A 24,133-nucleotide genomic window follows, 5' to 3' on the forward strand; every position below is an offset into this window, starting at 1 on the left:
TTCGCTTTTTCAGGTTGTCGTCCGTATTGTTTTTGCTGATGGCAAAAATGTCTTTTTTTCTTGGCAAGCTTTTTGAGCTGTGCTATACTACTACTTGTTTCAAATATAATCTAAAACTTCGGGGTCGGGTGAAAGTCCCAACCGGCGGTGAAGCAGCGACAGCTGATGAGCCCGCGACCTACCACTTGGTAGCTGATCTGGTTTGAATCCAGGGCCGACCGTACAGTCGGGTATAAAGAAGTTTAAAGTACAGTCTTTTTTGCTGGCCTTTATTTTACCCCGGGTGAAGTAGGGCCTTTTTTGGGCCCAGAGGAGTAGAAAAATGACAAGAAACACTACTAAAAAACTCACCCTGGTCGCTGTTTTCAGTGCAATTTCCTTTGCATTGACGATTTTTCCGCAAATTGCGATCATTCCCAGTGCATCTTTTTTGAAAATTGATTTTTCAATTGTGCCAGCTTTTCTAGCCTTTTCCTGGTTAGGTCTTGGTTCGGCTGTTTGGGTGTTGGTGATCCGGACTTTGCTGAAGCTGATTTTGTTTAATGAAGGGGCAAATACCTATATTGGAATGCCAGTTAACCTTGTGATTGCTTTGACATTCTTGCTGGTTGTGGCAGCGATGGTGAAGGTTGAAGTTCGCTTGCCCAAGTGGTTATGGCAGTCTGTTAGCGCTGTTGTAGCCGCTTTCACGATGACCGTGGTGGCTTACTTAGCCAACATTGTTTGGGCGATTCCACTTTACGCCCGCTTTGCAAACTTTGATATTGCTAAGTTTATTGGTATTAAAGTCTATTTGTGGGGGATGGTTGTCCCATTCAATCTTTTGGAAGGTTTAATTTGGTTTATTGTTTCTGTGATGGTTGTAGCAATCTTGGCGCCCTTTAAGAAAAGCTTTCGTTCTTAAGAAAAGGTTATCATTTTCAAGTACCCTTCCGTGTTAGACTTGATTTAAGAACGAACTGATAGGAGGTCTTGAAAATGAATGACCAAACAGCACCAACATTATCACGCCGGCAACGTTTTAATCGTCAGCATGAAAATCAGGAGCAGCCTAAAAAAGAACCACGACCAAAAAGTCATGGCGGTCTCGTCGTGCTTTTGGTTTTGCTGTCGCTAGTCTTATTAGCCTCAGCACCAGTTTATGGATTGATGAAAAACTCACCAAAAACGGTAAAGACGACGTCTTCTGCTAGTTCTCAGTCATCTGATGCAACAAGCAGTGCCCAGTCTTCAACTAGTCAATCTGCTACTTCGTCTAGCCAAGCTGATTCGGCTGCGCAATCAAGTCAAAGTCAGGCCAACCAGGCGAGTGACGACCAAGCAGCCGCTTCGGCCGCCACTGCAAACACGGCTACGTTGAATGCTAACCAAACGCTTTATAACTTTGCGGTGACTCACGGGACAACAACTGACCAGATTTATGCTTTGAATCCTGGTGTTACTGCACAAAACTATTCAAGGTTTGCAGGGCAAGCTTTGAAAATTAAGTAAGAGGAAATTTTAATCCCTATGACTCAACCTGCTCATTTTCAAGTTGCAATTGACGGTCCTGCATCGGCTGGAAAGTCCACGATTGCTAAGATTTTAGCGACTGATTTAAAGTATGTTTACGTCGATACCGGCGCGATGTATCGGGCCATTACTTTGGCGGCTAAACAGGCGGGACTTGCATATGAAGATGAGGCGGGGATTGTTGCCTTGTTACCGAAGCTTGAGATTGCCTTTTTACCAGGTGAACCAGTGCAACACGTTTTGTTGAACGGACAGGAAGTGACTGAAGAAATTCGTTCAACTGAGATTACGAACAATGTTTCCTTGGTTTCTTCCTATCAAGCGGTTCGAGCTGATTTGGTTGATCGCCAACGCGCCTTGACAGCTAAGCAACCGGTTATCATGGATGGCCGTGACATTGGCACAACAGTCTTGCCAGATGCTCAGGTGAAAATTTTCTTAATTGCCTCAGTTGATGAACGTGCTGAGCGTCGTTTTAGGGAAAATCAGGCCAAAGGCATGAATCCTGACTTGGAAATCCTAAAAAAAGAAATTGAAGAGCGGGATTATAAAGATTCTCATCGCGCCATTTCACCACTAACAAAGGCTGAAGATGCCTTAACGGTCGACACTACCGGTCAAAGCATTGACCAAGTCGTTGCCACTATCAAGCAAATTATCAAAGATCACCAGTAAGGTGGTCTTTTTATTTTAGAAAAATCTGTTAAAATAGAAAGTAATAGGGAAAGCAGTTCGTGTTTATGCGAAACATTTTTTGACGGAGTGTTTGGTCTAGTCCTAATTTTTTTAAAATTGGACTAGGAAAATCGGCTACTCTCTGATAGAATACCCTTATAAGTGCAAATTGTAGGAGGACGTTTGACGTCATGAGTGATACTAACAGCGAATTATTAGCAGCTCTGGAAAGTGCTGACCAAATTAAGGTAGGGGACGTCGTAACTGGCGAAGTGCTAGCAATCGATAACGATAACCAAGCAGTTATCGGTCTTCACACCGGAGAAGAAGGAGTTGTGCCAGCGCGTGAGTACTCTGACGATCGTAGCGTCAACTTGGCCGACGATTTGAAGGTCGGTGATACTATCGAAACTGTTGTTGTTTCGAACGTAACCAGTGACAAGGAAGGCGTTGCCTACTTGTTGTCAAAGAAGCGTTTGGAAGCCCGCAAGGCTTGGGAATCATTGTCATTTAACGAAGGTGATGTTGTTGATGCTAAGGTTATCAATGCCGTTCGTGGTGGTTTGATTGTTGATGTTGCTGGTATCCGTGGTTTCGTACCTGCATCAATGGTTGCAGAACGTTTTGTTTCAGACTTGAACCAATTCAAGGGACAAGACATCAAGGCGGAAGTAATCGAAATCGACCCAGCCAAGGCTCGTTTGATTTTGTCACGTAAGGCTGTTGCAGCCCAAGAACGTGCCGAAAAGTTGGCTGAAGCATTCAGTCGTTTGACTGTTGGCGAAGTTGTTGAAGGAACTGTTGCTCGTTTGACTGACTTCGGTGCTTTCGTTGACTTAGGCGGCGTGGACGGATTGGTTCACGTTTCTGAAATTTCACATGACCGTGTTAAGAACCCATCAGACGTTTTGTCAAAGGGTGAAAAGGTTAATGTTAAGATTTTGGCCTTGGATACTGATCGTGGACGTATCTCACTTTCAATCAAGGCAACCCAGCCAGGTCCTTGGGATGAAGTTGCAGAAAAAGCCCCAGCCGGTACTGTTCTTGAAGGAACAGTTAAACGTGTGAAGGACTTTGGCGCATTCGTTGAAATCTTCCCTGGTATCGAAGGATTGGTTCACGTTTCACAAATTTCACACAAGCGTGTTGAAAACCCAGCCGACGTTTTGAAGTCAGGTGACAAGGTGAAGGTTCAAGTGTTGGATGTTAAGCCAGCCGAAGAACGTATTTCATTGTCAATGAAGGCTTTGGAAGAAAAGCCAGCCAACCAACGTGAAGACCGCGATGACAACCGTGGCGCTTCACGAGCTGACATGGCAGCCTTCCAACAAGACGATGAAGGTGCCGCTACTTTAGGCGACATCTTTGGCGACAAGTTGTAAGATTTAAAAATAAAAAGGCTGGTTATCCAGTCTTTTTTTATTGGAAAGGAGCGGGAATATGGCAGCACCGATTGTAGCTGTAGTGGGTCGTCCAAATGTTGGCAAATCCACGCTATTTAACCGCATTGTGGGCGATCGAATCGCCATTGTAGAGGATATGCCAGGCGTTACTCGCGACCGATTGTATGCACGGGCGGAGTGGCTTAACTTTGATTTTAGGCTGATTGATACCGGTGGGTTGGAAATGGGAAATGCGCCATTTTTGACGGAAATTCGCGCCCAGGTTGAATTAGCTATTGATGAAGCCGATGTGATTTTGATGGTTGTTTCTGGCCGAGAAGGTCTCACAGCCGATGACCAGGCCGTGGCTAATTTGCTTTATGGTGCCGATAAGCCGGTTGTTTTGGCGGTTAACAAGGTTGATAATCCTGAAATGCGGTCAGATATTTATGACTTCTATTCATTAGGAATGGGTGACCCTTATCCCGTTTCTGGCTCACACGGCATTGGTTTGGGTGACGTTTTAGATGAAATCGTTAAGCATTTCCCAGACGAGGCGGCCGAACAAGATGATGATGCTGTCCGGTTCTCAATTATTGGTCGACCAAATGTTGGAAAATCATCAATCGTGAACGCCATCTTGGGCGAAGATCGCATGATTGTCTCCAACATCGAAGGAACGACCCGTGATGCCATTGATACACGTTTTATTACCCCTGATGGTGATGAGTTTGTGATGGTCGATACGGCTGGAATTCGCAAGCGTGGCAAGGTTTACGAAAATACGGAACGTTACTCGGTGATGCGGGCAATGAAGGCCATTGATGAATCGCAAGTGGTCTTGATGGTCTTGGATGCTAAAACTGGTATCCGTGAGCAAGATAAGCACGTTGCCGGCTATGCCCATGAGGCTGGGAAAGCTTTGGTAATTGTGGTTAACAAGTGGGATGCCATCGAAAAAGATACGCATACCATGACGGATTTTGAAAACTTGATTCGCGATGAGTTTAAGTTCTTGGACTATGCGCCAATTGTTTTTGTCTCAGCAAAGACTGGACAGCGCTTAGATCGTTTACCCGATTTGATTTTGGCCGTGAATGACAATCACCAAAAGCGTGTTTCATCATCAACATTGAATGATGTTTTGATGGATGCTTTGGCAACTAATCCGGCACCATCTGATAATGGTCGTCGCTTGCGTGTTTATTATGCTACTCAAGTGGCCATCGAACCACCAACGATTGTCGTCTTTGTCAACGACGTTGAACTGATGCATTTTTCATACCAGCGTTTCCTAGAAAACCAAATTCGCGCAGCTTTTGACTTCTCTGGAACGCCGATTAAGCTAATTATTCGACAGCGGAAGTGACGTTTTATCGTCGAATGTTTCAATAGCCCTGAAATTCACTTGTAAATGTGCGGAAAACCGCAATTATGGCATGAAATTGGGCTTTATGCCTACACATTTTAATTTACATGTGCTATCCTATCTTTATGGATGTTGCCACGGTAGCGTTCCCAAACTGCTAATGGTTGTTACACTGGCAGTTATTCTAAATTAATTATTTCGCGAGGAGAAAAGGAATGGCAAACAAGCAAGAATTAATCGATTCAGTCGCAATGAAGACTGGTTTAACAAAGAAGGACGCAGACAAGGCAGTTGCCGCTGTTTTGTCATCAATTGAAGACGCTTTGAAGAAGGGCGAAAAGGTTCAATTGATTGGTTTTGGTAACTTTGAAGTTCGTGAACGCGCAGCTCGTAAGGGTCGCAACCCACAAACTAAGGAAGAAATCCAAATTCCTGCATCAAAGGTTCCTGCGTTCAAGCCTGGTAAGGCATTGAAGGACGCCGTTAAGTAAGCGAATCTTTTATCTTAAGCACACTCAACTGAGTGTGCTTTTTTGTTTGCACTTGATGGTGGAGTCTGACAGGAAGACAGCTTATTTAATTAAAAAAATCAAAATTTGAATCGGTTGCTATCGATGATGAACAATTTTACTTTTATAGCGATAAAACAAAGTCAGTCTTGACTTAGAGTGAACTCCATGTCATAAGATAGTCTTATCAGTGACGGATAAATTCATTGAGGATGATAAACAATGATGACAGGCAACTATGACTGTGATACAACAAATTTATCCATACCATGTCTGATTTTACTTTTAAAACAGACAAGTTCATAATTAGTAAAAAGGAGTATTAAGACGATGAAAGCAGCTATTTTTGTAAAACCAGGGCAAATTGAGATGCAAGAGGTTGATAAGCCAACAATTCAGGGACCGCGGGATGCTGTGATCAAGACGGTTCGGGCATCGGTTTGTGGTTCTGATCTTTGGTTCTACCGAGGAATTTCAAAGCGTACCAGTGGTACTCAAGTCGGTCATGAAGCCATCGGCATTGTTGAAGAGGTTGGTAGCGCAGTTACTAACGTGCAACCAGGCGATTTCGTTATTGCACCCTTTACTCATGGTTGTGGCCACTGCCAAGCTTGTTTAGCAGGTTTTGATGGTGACTGCCTCGATCCTGATAAGGGGGGCTCAACCGGTTATCAGGCTGAATATATCGGCTTTAAAAATGCTGATTGGGCACTGGTTAAGGTTCCAGGCCAACCGACAGACTACAGTGCTGATCAATTGAAATCTTTGATGACCTTGTCGGATGTGATGGCGACCGGTTATCATGCAGCCGCTACCGCCGAAGTCAAAGAAGGTGACACAGTTGTTGTTATGGGCGATGGGGCTGTGGGTCTTTCTGGAGTGATTGCAGCCAAGCTCCGCGGTGCCAAGCGAATCATTTTGATGTCGCGTCATCAAGACCGGCAAGAACTGGGCAAAGCCTTTGGTGCTACCGATATTGTGGCCGAGCGTGACCAGGCTGGCATTGACCAGGTGATGGCACTCACGGGCGCCGGTGCGGATGCTATTCTTGAATGCGTTGGTTCAAAGCAGGCTGTGGCAACGGCTGTTCAACTTGGCCGTCCAGGGGCCGTTGTTGGTCGTGTAGGGATTCCTCAAGACCCAATGATGAACACCAACAATTTGTTCTGGAAAAATATTGGTTTGCGTGGAGGTATCGCTGCGGTGACCACGTATGACCGCGAGTTGTTATTGCAGGCGGTTCTTGATCAAGAAATTAATCCGGGCCAGGTCTTTACCAAGGAATTTGCTCTGAAGGATATTCAGCAGGCCTATGAGGCGATGGATCAGCGCGAGGCGATTAAGTCTCTTCTTGTTTTTTAGGTTTTTAATTATCTGCATAAAACCTTAGCCAATTCATTGGTTATAAAGGAGTATGATGAAAAAGAATAAAAAAATGATAGCGATTGCAGGCGTAGCAACCGCCATACTGGCCGTGCTGGCAGTCGGACTGACTGTTTGGCTGACTCGGCCAACCATGCGTTCTTCTAATACAAAGCCAACCGAAGCAACCGTCTTCTTTCATGGCTATGGCTCTTCTCGAAATGCCGAACAAACGATGAGTCGGTACTTAATTCAGCAAAAGTATTCGAATCGGAAGATTAATGCGACAGTTAGCAAAAACGGTCAGGTCAGCTTTAGTGGTACCGTGAAGAAGGGCGACCAAAATCCATTAATTCTGGTGCAGTTTAACGACAACCGGAATACTAACTTTGACAAGACTAATCAGTGGGTCACGAAGATTATGGCGGACTTGCATAATCAAGGGATTCAATCGGTTAATTTGATTGGGCATTCGATGGGAAACCTCGCCATTGCCTTTTATTTGAAAAATCACGTGCAACAAAGTGAACAGTTACCGGTTGTGAAGCGCCAAATTGCAATTGCTGGTCCCTTTAACTTCTTGCAGGATAGTCCAATACCAAAGTCGAATTTGAATTTAGCAGATCCTAGCAGTCACTCTGAGACTGATTTTAAAAAGGCGGCCTTAGCTGGTTTGGAGCAATATTACGAGAATAATCAGACCAAAGTGCTGAATATTTACGGTAATAGCATGGGCAAAAAGGAATCGGACGCAACCGTCACTAACAATGCGTCGAAGTCATTGAAATACTTTGTCCGTCAACCAAGCACCTATCAGGAAAAGTTATTTACTGGTAAGGATGCGCAACATTCAAAGCTGCATGAAAATCAGGATGTTAACAAGGTCCTCAAGCAGTTCTTGATGGCATAACCAATAGTCAATCTTAAAAACAGTCTTGGCAAAAGGCTGTTTTTTGCTTGTTTTTTTCTTGACTTGAAGTTCACTCCAAGGTGTTTAATGGTTATTGATCACAACACACAATGCTTGGTTTTGAAAGAAACCTAACTGAAGGAGATAAGAATGACAAAACAACGATTTGGGATGGTCTTGCCGATCACCTTACTCGCTTACTTTTTAATTTTGATGGATAATTCCATTGTTTTTACCAGTGCAACTGAGATTGGTCAAAGCCTAGACCTTTCACCTAATGCTTTATCGTGGGTTTCCAATGCCTATACACTGACTTTCGGTGGCTTTTTACTATTGTCGAGCCGGCTCTCGGATTTGCTTGGACGTAAACGGATTTTTTTAATTGGTATCACCATTTTTGGATTGAGTTCGTTGCTGATTGGCTTGTCGGATAATGCCGCCTTCGTGATTGGACTACGGGCCGTCCAGGGACTGGGCTCTTCGATTATTGCGCCGACCACCTTGGCTTTGATGATGGATAATTACCAAGGACAAATGCGTGAACGAGCGATTGCTTACTATGGTGTTACAGCTGGGATTGGTGCCAGTCTTGGACTTTTAATTGGCGGTGGCCTCACCACTTTATTTTCTTGGGAAGCCGGTTTTTTGATTAACGTGCCGTTGACTTTATTATTGTTTGGGTTAACGGTACGCTTTGTCCCGAATAAGGCGGGATTAAAGATAAAAATTGACTATATTGGTGCAATTCTGTCCGTCAGCGGATTAGCGGCCTTGATTGATGGTTTAACGAGTAACCAGTGGCTAATGATTTTATTGGGCATCATTGTTTTAGCTTGCTTGATTGGCTTTGAAAGTCGGCAAAAGCAACCAATGATGCCTTTAACACTATTTCACAATCGAATTCGTGCGGGGGCCTACTTGGCACGCATGCTCTTTATGATGGCCATGCTGCCATACTGGTTCTTTTTGCCCCAGGTTTGGCAAACCAGTTATCATTTTACGGCATTACAATCCGGGCTGGCCTTTCTCCCCTTAACATTCGTTCAGTTTGTGGTATCGTTGTCCTTGGGGAAGCTGACTGATCGTTTTGGCAATCAGTTAATCCTACTAGTCGGCGAGGGATTACTGTTCCTCGGTCTGCTGTTTACAGCCTTGTCAGCGGTTTCTTTGGGCTATTGGTTGGCTTTTGCCTTGCCAATGGTGGTGATTGGTATTGGGCAGGGCTTGGTCCTTGCGCCAGTGACATCGGCCGGCCTGCATCAAGCACCTGACGAACTGGCTGGTATTGCCTCAGGGTTGACGAACACTGCTCACCAAATTGGTGGCCCAATCGGCCTTTCTTTGATTGTGGCGACGGCGGGGAGCTACCATGGTCAAGTTGCGACAATGGCTTTCTTTACGGGAATTGCTTTTGTAGTTGTGGCCGCTTTTGTTGTGCGAAAGGTACAAAATGAATATTAAAGAAGCTGCGAAGGTGACTGGATTATCAAATGATACGATTCGCTATTACGAACGAATTGGGGTCATTATGCCAGTCCCGCGCAAGGAAAATCAGTTGCGTGATTTCACCGAGCGTAACATTAATCAATTGAAATTTGCTAAAACGATGCGCCACGCTGGTGTTTCCATTGAACGATTGCGTGAATATATTGGTATGGTTCTGGAGGATGATGACCAAACAATTCCGACGCGTAAAGCACTATTGCTAGAACAGGCAGAAGAGATGCAGGACCGCATTAATGAAATCCAGGCTGCTCATGATCATTTACTATATAAAATTGATCATTACGAAAGCCACATGCGCCAAGCGGAAAATCGTTTAGAGTAAGGCACTGAAATCGTTTTACGATTGGGAAATGTCTAATTTGTTGAGCCAAACTGAATTTTTAATCGATTAGAACGACTCTATTTGTCTCTTTGTTTTATTTGATACTTTCTTGAAAACTATTGGATAGATGATTGACAGAGCGTTGTTTTATTGGTAAAATTTAATTACAATTTTCACATAGCTATATATTAGGAGGCACTTTAATGAAAGTTGCAGTTATTGGTTCAACGCACGCCGGCGTGTTTGCCGCTAAGCAGATTAAGGCAGACCACCCAGACGCTGAGATTCACGTGTTTGAAAAGAATCAAACAGTTTCTTTTTTGTCATGTGGAATCGCTCTTTGGATTGGCGACAATGTTTCATCAACTGACAAGATGTTTTATGAAACACCAGATTCAATGGCTAAGCAGGGTATTTCAATGCATATGCAAACGCTTGTTGAAGCTGCTGACTTAAAAGCAAAGACTTTGAACATCAAAGACTTGGTTTCTGGTGCTCAGTCAGAAGAAACTTTCGATAAGATTGTGATTACCACTGGTTCACGCGCAATTAAGCCTCGCATCCCTGGTATCGATTCTGACAAGGTCTTTGACTCAAAGACTTGGGACAATGCCAATGCCTTGAAGGAAGTAACTGAAAAGGTTAAGCGGATTATCGTTATTGGTGCTGGTTATATCGGTGCTGAGTTGGCAGAACAATTGTCAGTCAATGATAAGGAAGTGACTTTGATTGACGGTTTGGACCGGGTATTGGCCAACAATACGGCCCCTGAATTTTCATCTGTTTTCCAAAAGGCCTATGAAGACCATGGTGTTAAGTTAGCCCTTGGTCAAATGGTTTCAGGATTTGAAGACACAGCTGATGGTATCAAGGTGACAACTGACAAGGGCACTTATGAAGCTGATATTGCCATCTTGGGGATTGGTTTCTTGCCAAATACTGCTCTGTTCCGTGACCAAGTAGACATGTTGCCAAACGGCGCTATCAAGGTAAACAAGTTCATGGAAACTTCTGTGAAGGATGTCTTTGCTGCCGGTGATTCAGCCACTGTCTTCTACAACCCCACCCAAAAGGATGATTACATTCCATTGGCAACTAATGCTGTTCGTCAAGGAATTTTGGTTGGTAAGAACATTGTCGAACCAACGTTGGCTTATCAAGGCACACAAGCAACATCAGCCGTTGAATTGTACGAGTTAGCTTACGCTGCAACCGGTTTGACTGTTCAATCAGCAGCTCGGAAGGGTGTTGAAGCGGATTCTGTGACAATTTCAGAAGATTACCGTCCTGATTTCATGTTGTCAACGACGCCAGTTAAGGCCTCATTGACTTGGGAAAAGGGGACTCGTCGGATTGTTGGTGCTGCTTTCTTGTCAAAACATGACATTTCACAAGCTGCCAACGTGGTTTCATTGGCGATTGAAAACGGCATGACAATTGATCAATTGTCAATGACTGACTTCTTCTTCCAACCAAACTTCGGTCAACCAGTCAACTATGTTTCATCAGTTGCCATGGCTGCCGTTTTGAAGGCAAACAAGTAAAAAATTAGCTTGATTAAGCACCTAGGCTGAGTCTGGGTGCTTTTCTTTGAAAACACTTGCATAAAAATTCAAGACAGTGTAAGCTAGTGAAGTAGTAAATTTGAATATAGCGATCTGGGGTACCATTTTGGTTGAGAATTAAACCCATTGAACCTGTTAGGCTAAGACCGACGAAGGAAGATCCACACAAGTTTTTTTTAAGACCACCCGTGTTGGACTCTGCCCAGGCGGGTGTTTTTTGATGCCTTTTTGTTCGCCCGGACGTAAAGGAGAGAATAATGAAACAAAAGTGGACGCTACAAAACGTGATTTTGCTGGCCTTGATCGGGATTATTTTTTCGGTCATTTATTGGATTATGGATCCGGTTTACCAGATTGTTAACAGTGGCTTGGCCGTGATTGGGTTGCAAGCCTTTACGAATGAAATCACCCTTGGTGTATGGATGATGGCCGGACCATTGGCTTCGTACATCTTAAAGAAGGTCGGTGCCGGCTTTATTGGCGAAATGCTTGGAGCAGCCGGTGAGATGTTCTTGGGTGGTTCTTACGGTGTCGGTACGCTTTTGTCTGGCTTTATTCAAGGAATTGGTTCTGAACTTGGTTTTGCTTTGACTGGTTATAAGAACTGGTTTGCTGGTCTTTGGTTGTCAACCTTGACTGGAACAGTCGTGACCTTTGCTTGGGACCTCTTTAAATCAGGTTATATTCACTACAAGCTAGGTTTGTTAGTTGCTTTGTTCATTGTTCGTTACCTATCAATTTTCTTTTTCTCAGGTGTCTTGGTACACTTGATTGCCAAGTTGTTAGATCGATCAAAGTTGTTGTCCCACGAATAAGGAGGACAAAAAATGGCAATAACTGCCAGAAACCTCACGTTGGCTTATCGTGACCAAGTCATCATTGATAATCTAAATTTATCTCTTGAAAAAAAGACCCTGACCCTCTTAATGGGGCCTTCCGGATCGGGAAAATCCACCCTGTTAAAGGCCTTGGCGGGTCTTTACCCACAATATGGTGGCCAAGTTACTGGCGAAATCGAAATTGATCAAAGGGTGATGACCACACTGAAAGCAAATGAAAGAGCCAAGCGGGTGGCTTTGCTTTTTCAAAACCCTGATGACCAGTTTGCCATGCCAACGGTGCGGGAGGAATTTATTTTTGCACTGGAGAATCTCGAATTGGACAAGGAAGAAATTGACCAAAAGACGACTTGGGCATTGGAAAAGGTTGGTCTGACTGATTTTATCGATCGATCCTTTGTGACCCTATCTGGTGGGGAAATGCAAAAGGTTGCCTTGGCAGAAGTGTTGGCCCTGGGGGCCGACTACCTGTTGCTCGATGAACCCTTTGCTGCTGTTGATAGTCAGTCACGAGAAGATCTCCAGGTTTTACTAAAACAGCTTAGCCAAGAGGGCTATGGCGTTGTCGTTTCCGACCATGATCCAGCTGGTTACTTCGATAAAATCAGCCAGTTTTATCAGCTCAAAGAGAAGTCTTTGGTGTTGGTGCCTGCAAATGACTGGCACCAATATGATTACCAAAAGCAAACGGTGGTTTTAAAACCGGTTGTAGAAAGTGACCAGGTCGAAAAGGCTGCTTATCGCTTTGATAATCTACGAATACAAAACGGTGAACGGCTGGTCTTAGACCAGGATATCCTGCAAATCTTTGAACAGGGTATCACCTTGGTGACCGGTCCAAATGGAGTCGGGAAGTCTTCTGTTTTGAAGACGCTGGCTCGACTACACCGTTATGAGGGTTCTTTGACCTACCAGGAGCAAGAAGTCCGCGAGTGGAAACCGCGTTTTTACTTTGGCCAGGTCGGTTTGTTATTTCAGTCAGCCTCTGACCAGTTCTTAAACATCACGGTTCAAGAAGAGCTTGACCAGGTGATGGAGAAAAGCCACCATGCTGATTTCTGGAAGAAGGAGGTCTTGGAACAGTGGCTGTCCGACCTAAACTTAACAGGCTTGAGTGACCGGTCGGTCTACACGCTTTCGGGTGGCCAGCAGAAGAAACTTCAGCTGCTGTTGATGCTAATTATGGCCCCACCAGTACTGCTGTTAGATGAACCACTAGCAGGCTTGGATGAGCAGTCGGTGGCAGTTGTTTTAAATCTGATTCAGACTTGTCAACAGGGGCTTGAACTGACCATTTTAGTTGTTTCTCACCAAACAAGAGACCTGGTCAACATTGTTGATCGTCACTTGCGCTATGAGCAAACGGCCATGGCCTATCAAGAGGAGGTGCTCGTATGATGAACGCCACACAACGGCTGATTTTGGCTTTGGCGATTTCTTTGGAAATCTCTTTGACCCAATCAGTGACCCTAAACGTTGTTCTCTTTTCAGTTGCCTTTTTGCTATTATTAATTCGGCGCCAGCCCTTAAAGAAAATCGGGCTCTATGTGGCGATTGCCATCATTCCAGTTTTGGGTTCCTTTTGGTCCTTTTATCTTTATGGTCAAGGAACAGCAGCGCAAAACCTCCATTTTGGTTTAGTGATGGGCAGCCGAGTCCTCGTCTTTATCTTTATTGGGGCCTGGTTAACGATGGGTATGACCCCCTACGTCTTATTAGCTTCTTTACGCCAGAACCTGAAGATGTCTGCGACCTTTACCTACGGCATTTTGGGGGCACTTAACTTTATGCCCCGCTTTAAGCAGGCCTTTTCTTCGATTCAAGCGGCGGGGATGATGCGTGGTGAAGTATTACGGTGGTGGCAGCCAACGCTGTATTTTAAGGCTTTGGTTCATGCCATTAAGTGGTCGAAGAACCTGGCCATGGCCATGACCTCACATGGTTTTCAAGAGGGGGCCAAGCGTTCAGCCTACCGGGATTATCCGATGGCTAAATCAGGCTGGGGGTTAATCGTTTTGATTTTGTTTGCATTGCAGGGAATCTTGTTTTTTTCTCACTACTGAGCAAAGCAGTAATCAGCTGACATATAAAAACGGCAAATTCGTCAAGAAAACGAATTTGCCGTTTTTTTTAGCCTCTTTTTAAGTAAGACAGGATTTCTTTTTGCATGGCTTTCACAAAGGGGTCCTTCGTCGAGGAGGGATTAATTACTAGGCCAAGGTGACGGTAATAAGGTTTTTTAAAGGGATAAGCTTCGATTTCGCCTGAGAGCCTTGACAGGGCCAAGTCAGGTAGGATTCCCCAACCCAAACCGGCCTCAACCATGGCCAAAATCGACTGGTCATCAATCGAATAGTTGATGGCCTGAGGCTTAACCTGAAGTTCATCGAGGGCCGCCTTAGTATCGGAATCATAATCGGACCGTTGCAAGATAAAGTGCCGGTCTTCTAAGTCATCCTGGCTAATCGAAACGCCATTTTTGGGTGTGAAATCAGCCGGGGTAATGCACTTGATTTCATCATTGATCAGGGGCAGGGCATCCAGCCGACTAATCGTTGGCAGGGCCGAGAAGCCAAGATCAATCTTTCCTAGTGATAAGGCCTGTTCGATTTCGGCGAAGGAGCCTTGAATCAGCGTGATCTCAACTTGTGGGTACTTTTTAGAAAAGCGCCGGATGATGGTTGGGAGCCAGGCAATGCAAACTGATGAAATGGCGCCAATTCTGATTTGTCCACCCTGCAGTCCTTGAATCTTTGCAGCGGCTGAAAGAAGTTGCCGTTCCTCATTGAGCAGGCGTTCGACCATTGGTAAGAGGATTTGGCCGTTGCGGGTGACTTGCATCTCCGATCGGTTGCGAATTAGGAGGGGGATTCCTAGTTGTGCTTCGAGGTGCGAAATGGCGTGAGAAACAGCTGAAGGCGTAATGCTTAACTCGTCGGCAGCCTTTCGAAAGGAACCGCGTTCAGCGACTGTGGCAAAAATTTGGTAAGTAAAAGTTTTCATGATATTTTCCTGATGAATGTTTTTAATTTTAAATTGAAAAAGTTTAGTTTTACTTGTTATAGCACCAAGTATAGACTATTAAGGTAAGATTGCAAAGGAGTATTGTTCATGAATAATCAAACGGGTTTTGCCCGCACACTGTCTCATCGCCACGTGGCGATGATTGCCCTGGGTGGGACGATTGGAACCGGACTTTTTTTGGGAGCTGGTTCTTCAATTCATCAGGCCGGGCCAGCGATTTTGCTGGTCTATATTATTACAGGAATGTTTGTCTTCGCGATGATGCGTGCCTTGGGTGAATTGTTAGTATCAGATGATTCAAAACCAGTGTTTATTGACTTTATGACCCAGTACTTGGGTAAGCGGACCGGCTTCGTGTTAGGCTGGACTTATTGGATTGGCTGGGTTGTGATTGCCATGACTGAGTTGACAGCGATTGGGACCTACATGCATTATTGGTTTCCGGACTGGCCGGTTTGGCCATGGGAATTGGCCTTTCTAATTGTCTTGTACTTCGTCAATACGATTGCGGTTAAGATATTTGGGGAAACCGAATTCTGGTTTGCCATGATTAAGATTGTCGCCATTGTCGCCATGATTATCACCGGACTGATTTTGGCTTTGGGCCATGTGAAAACGTCCATGGGCGTGACTCAGTTTTCGACATTGTGGTCGCATGGCTTGGTTGCCAACCATGGTCAGGGCCTATTATCGACTTTCCAGATGGCCTTCTTCGCCTTTTTGGGAGTTGAATTTGTCGGGATTACTGCCGCCGAAACGAAAGATCCGCTGGAAACGATTCCGCGAGCTGTTAATTCGATTGTGATTCGAATTCTGATTTTTTATATCGGGGCCTTATCAGCCATCATGATTATTCAACCTTGGACCAACTACCAGGCTGGTGAATCACCATTCGTCCAGGTCTTTTCTGGTATTGGGATTCAATCGGCAGCGGCCGTGATTAACTTCGTTGTTTTGACGGCAGCGGCTTCTGCTATTAACTCGGCCTTCTTCACAACCGGACGAATGTTGTATTCGTTGGTTGGCGAAAAATCACGCTTTAAGAAGTTAAATAAGAATGCCATCCCCCAATCCGCCATTAATCTGTCAACGTTGATTGTCGGTCTGGCCGTGGTGGTCAATTACCTGTTCCCAACCGAGGCCTTTACCCTCATTTCATCAATGGCTTCAGCCGCCTTTTTACTGATTTATATGGCCTTGATGGTCACACACTTGCGCTTTCGCAAGGTGACTAAGGGGCAGAAGAGCCATGGCTTTCAATTACCACTGGCACCCTTTAGTAATTACTTGACAATTGCCTTTTTAGCCTTAATCTTTGTTATCCTCTTGGTCACACCGGCGACGACGGTTACGACTTTGTTAGCCGCACTGTGGATGGTGCTCTTAACCGTTATTGCCTTTTTTAAGTTGAAGAAAAATTAAGCTGAACCAACCAAAGCAGCAGCTGCCTCATCCTTTTATGAACAGGGATGGGGTCTTTTTTGATTGGCTTAGAACTGACTGATTTATCAAAAGACAAGCTTAGAACTGTGATAAAATGGGAACAAGCGTGATTAAAGGAGTAGGATGTATGAAAATTGCAGTTGTCGGCCTTGGGCACATGGGAACAGCCCTTGTTCAAGGACTAAAATTAGGTGGACACACGGTTTTGGGGTACTCATCAAATGCCAAAAAGGCAGAAGTCTTGCAAATTTCAGCAGTGACCAGTTATGAAGACCTGGTCAAGGAAGACTTTGATGTGTTGATGTTAACAGTACCGGCTAAGCTTGTAACAACAGTGTTGGCAAAAATCGTTGCCACCGGTCTTTCTGAAAAGGTGATTGTCCTTTCTGCTGCTGCCAGCGTGCAAAATACTGATTTACGGCTGGCAGCACCAAAGAATCCGGTGACGACCTTTATTCCAAATATTCCAGTTGCAGTTCAGGCTGGCACGATTGCTTTGGCCGCTAACGAATCGATTACGGAGCAAAATGCTCAGGTGGTTCATGATCTTTTGGGGTCACTGGGGGATGTCTTAGTTGTTAAGGAAGACCAATTAGCCATTGCCGGAACGATCGGTGGTTGCTCACCAGCCTTTATTGATGTCTTGATGGATGCCATGGAAGATGCTGCAGTGGCCAAGGGGATGGACCGAAAGCAAGCGGGAAAGTTGGTTGCTTCAGTAGTGGCTGGAACGGCGCAATTGGCGCAACAATCCGATTTGTCTGCCGGTGACTTGAAGGGACAGATTACATCGCCTGGTGGGACAACGATTCAGGGCGTCTTAGCCTTAGATCAGCACGGTTTCCGTGGAGCGGTCCATGCTGCCATTTTGGCAGCTGCCGGTGATTAAAAGCTCAGATTTTTTAATGAGTCAACGATAACTTGGGACCAAGAAGTAAAACTACTTCTTAGCCCCATTTTTTATGATTGAGGGAGAGAAAGATGCAAGCACTACCAGCAACAATTAAAAAAGTCTGGTACATCATGGAAGTCATTGGGGCAATTGTTATTTTAGCCGTTTACTTCGCTGGGAACTGGGCAGTACAACATTTTTTGAAGTTTTATTTACCTTTGTGGGCAATCTGGGGGCTCTTTTTGGTCATTGTGCTCTGGTTTCTCCTTGGCCTTTTATTGGTCCGTTATCGCTATGCTTTTTACCACTTTATGGTCAACGAAACGGATGTTGAAATTCAAAAAGGCTTCTTTTTCCGAACGCATACTGCCATTCCAATTGCACGGGTGCAAAACGTCGATTTGGACCAAGGCCCAATTTTGCGGTTGTTTAAACTACAACAGGTGCACATTTTAACGGGTGGGTCTGGTCATGAAATTGAGGCTTTAACGGAGGACGAAGCTGAACAATTTAAGGACAAGGTCATGACGCTGGCTAGGGAGGCTCGTCATGAAGGCTAAGCACTTACATCCCCTTGCTTTTATTTTCGATTTTTACGAACAACTAAAAAGCGTGGTGGCTTTAGGGTTGGCTGTTTTATTCTTTTTCCACTTTACTTGGTGGGAATGGGTCTTGCTTTTCTTGGCTCTGTTGCTTTGGTCGCTTTTAAGCTTCTGGATGAAGACCTATGAACTCACGGAAAGTGAGCTGATTTATCGGTCGGGCATATTGGAACGGCAAGTTCGCCACTTGCCTTACCATAAAATTCAAAATATCCATCGAAAGCAATGGTTTTTCCTCCAACCATTTCATTTGGAGGACATTGCCGTTGATTCCGGGGGGAAGGGGGCCAAGAACAATCAGATTTCTCTCTTGGTTGTCCCAACCTGGGTGGCACTGGTTCTTGAACAAAAGCGCCAGGATGAAACGGCTAAACTGGCTATTTTGATTGAAGGCGCCAAAATTCAGGCACAAAAGGAAGGACCAGCGACACAGGAGCAAGTTGAGCAAGTGACCGATTCAGACCGCCAAGGGCAAGCATTTGCTTCTGAGCATAATCAAAAAACCGCTGGTGGAAAGGACATTCTGCGACCAAATGGTTCTAACAGACTGGCTACCGATTCCTTTCGGGCTTCCATTTTTTCTTTGATTGTCTATGCGGTGACGACGCCGGAAGTCATCTTTCAATTCTTTATATTTCTGGGTGGCTTCATTCACTTAGACCAGCAAGGGATAGTCAGTCATTGGATTGAGCAGGAGTTGACCAATCACGTTTTGGGACTGGGCGCTTTGGTGATTGCTTTGCTGGTGGTGGTGTTTGTTTTCATCGTGGTTGCTTTTAATGTTCTGCGAACGGTGATCTTGTACTTTGGCTTTGAAGTGCACCATGACGCAGGTCAGTTGACGATTGCTCGGGGACTTTTTGAACGACAAACGATGCATTTGTCAATTAACCGGATGCAAACGGTTGAAGTCCGCCAAAATGTTTTCAGGCAGTTGTTGGGCTTGGTAACCGTCAAGACACGGATAATTACTGACGAAAATGGTGAAGACAAGGTATCGAAAAACGTGCCAACCTTGATTCCGATGGTGAAATCAGGGGCTGTTGACCAATATTTGTCGCGGTGGCTGCCTGATTTTCCCAGTCGACCAATCAAAAAGACTGATAGCTCAACCTACCAAATTTTGACAATGATTCGTAACGGCCTTTTTTGGACGTTGCCGATCGCCACCGTCCTGATCTATGCTTTTAGACGCTGGCCAGTAGTTGTCTTGCTGGTCTTGATTGTGTTGGCTTTCGTAGTTGGTACCGGCTGGTATAAGGGGCAGGCGACAACCGCCCAAGTGGTTAACCGGCAGGTCCTTGTTTTAAAAACGGCGAAGAATTACGAAACAATCACGACCTATATCGCCTGGGATAAGATTCAGTCGTTGTCGATTAAGCAAAGTTGGTGGCTAGCTCAGCAAAACCGACGAGCCCACCTTGCCGTGGTAGTTCGCACTGATGCCAATACAAAGGTCTTGACTGCCCGCTACTTGCCAATGAAAGAGGTGCAGTCCATTTTTGATTGGTACCAATCGCTTAGCTAACAGTGTCTTAGTTGCCAAAATTAGTGAATAAAAAGTTGCTCAATTGTCAGGTTTGCTTGTAGGTGCTTGAAACACGATTAAATGATAAAATTGTGCTGATTTTTGGTCAAAAGAAAAAGAGTCGAGAATACAATCCTGTATTTTCGGCTCTTTTCAATTGGTGCGGGTGTACTTTGCTAATTTTAGTAGTGATGTGTTTTGACTACCGCTTGCGCTTGATCAACACTTGCTGGCAAAGAGGTGTCAAATTGACTCCAGAAGTCTTGGTCAAATTGATTGACGATGTCTAAGGCCTGTTGTAATTTTTTTTCACCAGCCTGGGTTAATGATAGGGCTTTTGAACGTGGATTTTTTTTACCAGGATAGCGGTCTAAAAGATCTTCACGGCTGAGCTTAGTAATGATGGCTGAAGCGGTCATGGCATCGACGTCTGCTGCCTTGGCCACCATGATTTGAGTAACTTCGGTATGTTGGATACTGAGACCATGGACAGTAGCGAGAATTTGAAATTGGGGGTGGGTCAAGTCAAGTTCTCGTAGACGGTATTTCATTTGCCGGAACCAGTCAGTATATAAGTTGAAGAATTTCTGATTGGTTGAATCCATGTAGCGAGAAAGTGCAGTAGTTTTGACAGGGCTCATGGGAACCTCCTTATTGTTAGCATTAATATATAAGTATACTTATAATATAACTGATTTTACAGCAGGTGGCAAGTGTTCACAATCAACTTTTTCACACGGATTTTAATTTCCGTGCTATACTGCTTTTGTGATAAATAAAGTTGGGGTGCCCTGAGCTGAGATTATACCCATTGAACCTGATGCCGCTAGCACGGTCGCAGGAAACTTCGAAAACGGATTTAAATCCTCATGATGTTGCCTTTTTTGGTCATCGTTAGTAGGAATAAGTCCTCAGCTCAGGCTGGGGGCTTTTTATTTTGTCTAAATGGCAACGACCGACACCACCGTCTGCCAAAATAAAGTGATGATTGAGGAGAAAAAATGACGAAGACGCTGCCGTTTTCTAACCGCTTGATGCAAGTGATGGAAGAACACAAGGCTAATTTTTATGCCAATCCCTTTATCCAAGCAATGATTGCTGGTGAAGTTAATTCTGAGGCACTGCTCTACTACGTGCAACAAGATTACCGTTACCTGGGTCACTATTTGCCACTGTATGAACAGGTTTGCCAGACACTAACCGGTCAAACAATTGATGCTGAAGTGGCTGATGATGATCGTGAAGGTGCTGCCCATAAGATTTTGTTGGACTTGGCTCAAACCGACGACAAGAGTATCCAAGCAGGCAAGTACCCAAATTCAACGGTTACGGACCAATATGTTAACCATATGGCTAAAGCAGTTGAAAAGGATCCATTTATTGGCTTGGTTGCCCTAGCTGCCTGCCCCTATGACTATGCTTATTTGGCTGATTTGTTGATTCGTGATGGGCTAATCAAGCCAGATAACCCATTTATACCATGGGTTGGCTATTACCGTGGGCTTGATAAGGGTTTGACGCGACCAATCTTGTCACTGGTCAATCAGACGGCCGAACATGTCAGTCCCGAAGTTCAAGAGGAGGCTTTGGCTGCTTTTATCCAATCAACAAAGTATGAAAATCAATTCTTCTTACAGGGAATGGAGGCAACAAGATGATTGATGCAAACCAATATCCGACAGGATTGACCATTGCTGGGTCCGATTCTGGGGGTGGTGCCGGCATGCAGGCCGATATCAAGACCATGCAGGCTTGCAAGACTTATTCCGCGGTAGTGGTGGCCGGGTTAACAGCTCAAAATACACTGGGGGTCCAGGGGGCTTATCCAACTGATTTGGCCGTAATTGACCAGCAATTTGCCTCGGTGATGGCTGACTTTGACGTCCGCGCAGCGAAAACAGGAGCGCTCTTTGATGAAGCTCGCGTTCTGCAGGTGGCTAAAAACATCCGTCACTACCAACAGAAGAATTTGGTGGTTGATCCGGTGATGGTTGCCAAAGGTGGGGCCAGCTTGCTCGACTCAGCTGGGATCGCGGCCTTGAAAAACCACTTGCTGCCATTAGCTACGCTGTTGACACCAAATCTCCCCGAAGCCGAACTCTTAGCCGATATGAAAATCAGTACTCGTGATGACATGGTCACGGCTGGTCAAAAGATACAAGCATTGGGCGTTCCAAATGTTATCGTTAAGGGTGGCCACGGTGAAGGTGCCGTCATTTATGATTATGTTTTATTGGAAAACGAAGTCGGTTTTTGGCTAGAAGGACAAAAGGTTGAAACGTCAAGCAAACACGGGACAGGGGATACCCTCTCAGCTGCAATTACGTCCTTTTTGGCTCAAGGTGATTCTTTGCGTAAGGCCATCGAAAAGGGCCACCGCTATATGAACGCCATTATTGGTCAGCCGTTAGTTATTGGTCACGGCCATGGTCCTTTGAACCATGGCCAGTGGTCGGATCCAGCAGATGAAGGAGGAAAAGATTATGAATTTTGATCCGACGTCATTAATGGTTTATCTTGTTGTTGGTAGCCAAAACGTCAACGATGATCCCAACGAAGTGATTCGCGTGGTTCAAGCGGCCTGTGACGCCGGCGTCACTTCTGTTCAGTACCGAGAAAAGGACCACTCGAAGTTGAACCAAGCCGAAAAAGTGGCATTGGGACAGAAAATCAGAACTATTACGAAAGCAGCCAATGTGCCTTTGTATGTCGATGACGACCTGCCATTGGCACTGGCCATCCAGGCGGATGGTCTTCATGTTGGTCAGGGCGATACCCCAGTGCAAGAAATTCATCAGGTAGCTCCTGGTTTACTACTTGGGTTATCCGTCCATGACTTAAAAGAGCTGGCTGCCAGTGAAGCTGATTTGGCAGTCGTTGATTACTTGGGTGTTGGCCCCGCCTTTGCAACGACAAGTAAGGAAGAAGTGAAGGAGGCCATTGGTCCAAAAGGTGTCTTTTCGGTTGCGTCAAAAAGTTCGTTACCGGTTGTGGCCATTGGTGGTATCCAAGAAGACAACTGTCAGGAATTGGCGGAGTTGCCGATTGCCGGTGTTGCCGTGATTTCGGCCATTACTGCTAGTGATGATATTCAACGCAGTGTTCAAAAATTACGAGGAGTGACAAAATGAGCCAAACAATTTTAACTGCTGTTCGCACAAACCAACCCATCGTCTTGAACGTGGCCAATAGCGTTACCCCCCAATTGGTGGCCAATGCCATTGCCTATATTGGGGCTTCACCAATTATGCTGGAAGATCCGCTGGATGCTGCTGATTTGACAAAAATTGCCAATGCCGTGACCTTGAATTTGGGTTCAACTTCCGCCAATTCACAAAAAGTGATGATTAATAGCGGGCAGACAGCGAACGCGTTAGGCCTCCCTGTTGTTTTTGATCCCGTTGCCGTTGGTGCGACGCCACTACGATCCAAGCGTGCCAAGGAACTTTTGAAAACAGTCAAGGTGAGCATCGTACGTGGTAATCTTGGTGAGGTCGCAACCTTGGCTGAAGTGAAATGGGAAAGTCATGGCATTGATGCCGGCCAAGGTACGGCTGACCCAATTGAAATTGTCTTGAAGGCGGCCCAAAAACTGGATGCTGTTGTGGTCGCAACTGGGGTTCATGACTTAGTTTCAGACGGCCAGACCGTTTACCAGATTGATAACTCGGCAAGCCAATTGGCAACCAATGTTGGCATGGGGGACGCGCTCGATGGTTTGCTGGGCGCCTTTGCTAGTCAAAGCATGGCGTTGGCTGATTTAGCCTATGCGACGGCGGCGCTGCCCGTTGCTGGTGAATTGGCGTTGGCAGAAGGAGTTGCCGGCCCCGCTGATTTCTTGAACAAGATGTTGGATCAATTGGGCAACTTAACGGATGAAAAACTGCAAGGGCAAATTCGCCTCCACCAAGTCAAACCCTGATTTTGGCTGTGGCTATTGGTTTGGTGAGCCAATCAGCCTGCCCGAGGAATCTCTCGGCGTGGTGTGGCAGTTGATGAATGGCTGAGCACAAGCAAAGCAGGCCTGCCCGTCAGCGTCGCAGGATACTTGATTACTGGTCATGACAATCGTGATTGTGCCGATTAGGCTTTTATGCTAGGATTAGTCTATTAGCAAAGCCACATGAGGAGAAATGCGCATGCCATTAATGAAAATTGACTTGATTAAGGGTCAGTACGAACCCGCAGAAATTAAGGAGATTATGCAACTGTCTTTTGACGTTGCCAAGGAAACGTTGTCATTACCAGACCGTGACCGGTTCCAAATCGTGACACAACACGAAGACTATGAAATTAATTTTCAAGATGTTGGTCTTGGCTATGAACGTTCAGAAAAGGTTTTGTTCTTTACGGTGTTGTCAACGCCACGTCCAGTGAAGGCCAAGAAAGAATTCACGAAGTCATTGGTGGCGGTCTTGGCTGATAAGGCCGGCGTTCGTCAGGAAGATGTCATTATCTCCTTTATTAGTAACCATGCTGAAGATTGGTCATTTGGTGAGGGAAAGAATCATTTCTTGAATGGGGACCTTTAATTACAAAAGCTCGCTAGCACTTAGTGTTAGCGAGCTTTTTGTTTGAAAACGGTTACTGTGAACGGCTCTGGGCGGTAATTGCCTGAAGACACCGTGATGAATCCAACTGGTCTATAGAAAATTGACAGATAGACTTTGTTCCTCTAAAATGTATGCACAAA

Annotated in this window: 25 protein-coding genes and 3 riboswitches; of the genes, 23 read left to right on the forward strand and 2 right to left on the reverse strand. The window is 45.2% G+C overall.

Annotated features, from left to right (window positions below):
- Positions 1–110 precede the first annotated feature (110 nt).
- Positions 111–247: riboswitch (FMN riboswitch) on the forward strand.
- A 75-nt stretch (positions 248–322) separates the two neighbouring features.
- The 14 genes from ACSYSH_RS01170 (at position 323) to ACSYSH_RS01235 (ending at position 14,014) form a co-directional block, all read left to right on the forward strand.
- Positions 323–904 carry an ECF transporter S component gene (locus tag ACSYSH_RS01170; RefSeq protein WP_252774025.1) on the forward strand — a complete coding sequence of 194 codons (582 nt, stop codon included), beginning with the start codon at positions 323–325 and terminating at the stop codon, positions 902–904.
- A gap of 74 nt (positions 905–978) precedes the next feature.
- Positions 979–1,491 carry a LysM peptidoglycan-binding domain-containing protein gene (locus ACSYSH_RS01175; RefSeq protein WP_252774024.1) on the forward strand — a complete coding sequence of 171 codons (513 nt, stop codon included), beginning with the start codon at positions 979–981 and terminating at the stop codon, positions 1,489–1,491.
- An 18-nt stretch (positions 1,492–1,509) separates the two neighbouring features.
- On the forward strand, positions 1,510–2,187 hold the full coding sequence (gene cmk / locus ACSYSH_RS01180; RefSeq protein ID WP_489816472.1) for a (d)CMP kinase: 678 nt from the start codon (positions 1,510–1,512) through the stop codon (positions 2,185–2,187).
- 191 nt (positions 2,188–2,378) lie between these two features.
- Entirely contained in the window at positions 2,379–3,569 is a 1,191-nt protein-coding gene (gene rpsA / locus ACSYSH_RS01185; RefSeq protein ID WP_047974523.1) for a 30S ribosomal protein S1, read from the forward strand.
- Between the two features lie 58 nt (positions 3,570–3,627).
- Positions 3,628–4,938: a ribosome biogenesis GTPase Der gene (der, locus tag ACSYSH_RS01190; protein ID WP_489816473.1), complete on the forward strand. Its 1,311-nt coding sequence runs from the start codon at positions 3,628–3,630 to the stop codon at positions 4,936–4,938.
- Positions 4,939–5,153: 215 nt separating this feature from the next.
- On the forward strand, positions 5,154–5,429 hold the full coding sequence (locus ACSYSH_RS01195; protein WP_047974521.1) for an HU family DNA-binding protein: 276 nt from the start codon (positions 5,154–5,156) through the stop codon (positions 5,427–5,429).
- 348 nt (positions 5,430–5,777) lie between these two features.
- Positions 5,778–6,809, forward strand: a complete 1,032-nt coding sequence (locus ACSYSH_RS01200; protein WP_489816474.1) for an alcohol dehydrogenase catalytic domain-containing protein — start codon at positions 5,778–5,780, stop codon at positions 6,807–6,809.
- A 52-nt stretch (positions 6,810–6,861) separates the two neighbouring features.
- Positions 6,862–7,719 (forward strand): alpha/beta hydrolase, encoded by an 858-nt coding sequence (locus ACSYSH_RS01205; RefSeq protein ID WP_489816475.1) that lies wholly within the window; start codon positions 6,862–6,864, stop codon positions 7,717–7,719.
- A 150-nt stretch (positions 7,720–7,869) separates the two neighbouring features.
- On the forward strand, positions 7,870–9,180 hold the full coding sequence (locus ACSYSH_RS01210) for an MFS transporter (protein ID WP_489816476.1): 1,311 nt from the start codon (positions 7,870–7,872) through the stop codon (positions 9,178–9,180).
- The gene (locus tag ACSYSH_RS01215; RefSeq protein WP_252774019.1) at positions 9,170–9,547 is read left to right on the forward strand and encodes a MerR family transcriptional regulator; all 378 of its coding nucleotides are present in this window, start codon (positions 9,170–9,172) and stop codon (positions 9,545–9,547) included. The genes ACSYSH_RS01210 and ACSYSH_RS01215 overlap by 11 nt, the downstream gene beginning before the upstream one ends.
- Before the next feature lie 203 nt (positions 9,548–9,750).
- Positions 9,751–11,091: an FAD-dependent oxidoreductase gene (locus ACSYSH_RS01220; protein WP_489816477.1), complete on the forward strand. Its 1,341-nt coding sequence runs from the start codon at positions 9,751–9,753 to the stop codon at positions 11,089–11,091.
- A 105-nt stretch (positions 11,092–11,196) separates the two neighbouring features.
- Positions 11,197–11,287, forward strand: a riboswitch (TPP riboswitch).
- Between the two features lie 82 nt (positions 11,288–11,369).
- Complete coding sequence (locus ACSYSH_RS01225; protein WP_252774017.1) at positions 11,370–11,927, forward strand: ECF transporter S component; 558 nt, start codon at positions 11,370–11,372, stop codon at positions 11,925–11,927.
- 12 nt (positions 11,928–11,939) lie between these two features.
- Positions 11,940–13,349, forward strand: a complete 1,410-nt coding sequence (locus ACSYSH_RS01230) for an ATP-binding cassette domain-containing protein (protein WP_491702577.1) — start codon at positions 11,940–11,942, stop codon at positions 13,347–13,349.
- Entirely contained in the window at positions 13,346–14,014 is a 669-nt protein-coding gene (locus tag ACSYSH_RS01235) for an energy-coupling factor transporter transmembrane component T family protein (protein WP_489816479.1), read from the forward strand. Before ACSYSH_RS01230 ends, ACSYSH_RS01235 begins: the two co-directional genes overlap by 4 nt.
- 67 nt (positions 14,015–14,081) lie before the next feature.
- On the opposite strand, the gene ACSYSH_RS01240 is transcribed toward ACSYSH_RS01235, so the two are convergent.
- On the reverse strand, positions 14,082–14,954 hold the full coding sequence (locus ACSYSH_RS01240; RefSeq protein WP_252774014.1) for a LysR family transcriptional regulator: 873 nt from the start codon (positions 14,952–14,954) through the stop codon (positions 14,082–14,084).
- A 108-nt stretch (positions 14,955–15,062) separates the two neighbouring features.
- Here ACSYSH_RS01240 and ACSYSH_RS01245 point away from each other — a divergent pair, with 108 nt between their 5' ends.
- From ACSYSH_RS01245 to ACSYSH_RS01260, 4 genes are all read left to right on the forward strand, one after another.
- Positions 15,063–16,397, forward strand: coding sequence for an amino acid permease (locus ACSYSH_RS01245; protein WP_489816480.1), 1,335 nt, complete (start codon positions 15,063–15,065; stop codon positions 16,395–16,397).
- A 148-nt stretch (positions 16,398–16,545) separates the two neighbouring features.
- Positions 16,546–17,307, forward strand: coding sequence for a pyrroline-5-carboxylate reductase family protein (locus ACSYSH_RS01250; RefSeq protein ID WP_491702576.1), 762 nt, complete (start codon positions 16,546–16,548; stop codon positions 17,305–17,307).
- A 92-nt stretch (positions 17,308–17,399) separates the two neighbouring features.
- Positions 17,400–17,870 carry a PH domain-containing protein gene (locus ACSYSH_RS01255; RefSeq protein ID WP_489816482.1) on the forward strand — a complete coding sequence of 157 codons (471 nt, stop codon included), beginning with the start codon at positions 17,400–17,402 and terminating at the stop codon, positions 17,868–17,870.
- Complete coding sequence (locus ACSYSH_RS01260; RefSeq protein ID WP_491702575.1) at positions 17,860–19,440, forward strand: PH domain-containing protein; 1,581 nt, start codon at positions 17,860–17,862, stop codon at positions 19,438–19,440. The genes ACSYSH_RS01255 and ACSYSH_RS01260 overlap by 11 nt, the downstream gene beginning before the upstream one ends.
- A gap of 182 nt (positions 19,441–19,622) precedes the next feature.
- Here ACSYSH_RS01260 and ACSYSH_RS01265 read toward each other — a convergent pair whose 3' ends face one another.
- Positions 19,623–20,081: a MarR family winged helix-turn-helix transcriptional regulator gene (locus ACSYSH_RS01265; RefSeq protein ID WP_489816484.1), complete on the reverse strand. Its 459-nt coding sequence runs from the start codon at positions 20,079–20,081 to the stop codon at positions 19,623–19,625.
- A gap of 131 nt (positions 20,082–20,212) precedes the next feature.
- Positions 20,213–20,301, forward strand: a riboswitch (TPP riboswitch).
- A 140-nt stretch (positions 20,302–20,441) separates the two neighbouring features.
- Here ACSYSH_RS01265 and ACSYSH_RS01270 point away from each other — a divergent pair.
- The 5 genes from ACSYSH_RS01270 (at position 20,442) to ACSYSH_RS01290 (ending at position 23,972) form a co-directional block, all read left to right on the forward strand.
- The gene (locus tag ACSYSH_RS01270) at positions 20,442–21,098 is read left to right on the forward strand and encodes a TenA family protein (RefSeq protein ID WP_489816485.1); all 657 of its coding nucleotides are present in this window, start codon (positions 20,442–20,444) and stop codon (positions 21,096–21,098) included.
- A complete protein-coding gene (thiD, locus tag ACSYSH_RS01275) occupies positions 21,095–21,934 on the forward strand; it encodes a bifunctional hydroxymethylpyrimidine kinase/phosphomethylpyrimidine kinase (RefSeq protein WP_252774007.1) in 840 nt (279 codons plus the stop codon). The genes ACSYSH_RS01270 and thiD overlap by 4 nt, the downstream gene beginning before the upstream one ends.
- Positions 21,924–22,571 (forward strand): thiamine phosphate synthase, encoded by a 648-nt coding sequence (thiE, locus tag ACSYSH_RS01280; protein WP_489816486.1) that lies wholly within the window; start codon positions 21,924–21,926, stop codon positions 22,569–22,571. The genes thiD and thiE overlap by 11 nt, the downstream gene beginning before the upstream one ends.
- On the forward strand, positions 22,568–23,362 hold the full coding sequence (gene thiM / locus ACSYSH_RS01285) for a hydroxyethylthiazole kinase (RefSeq protein ID WP_491702574.1): 795 nt from the start codon (positions 22,568–22,570) through the stop codon (positions 23,360–23,362). Before thiE ends, thiM begins: the two co-directional genes overlap by 4 nt.
- Positions 23,363–23,579: 217 nt before the next feature.
- Positions 23,580–23,972: a tautomerase family protein gene (locus tag ACSYSH_RS01290; RefSeq protein ID WP_491702573.1), complete on the forward strand. Its 393-nt coding sequence runs from the start codon at positions 23,580–23,582 to the stop codon at positions 23,970–23,972.
- Positions 23,973–24,133 lie beyond the last annotated feature (161 nt).

This window comes from Fructobacillus sp. ESL1117, assembly GCF_058508565.1.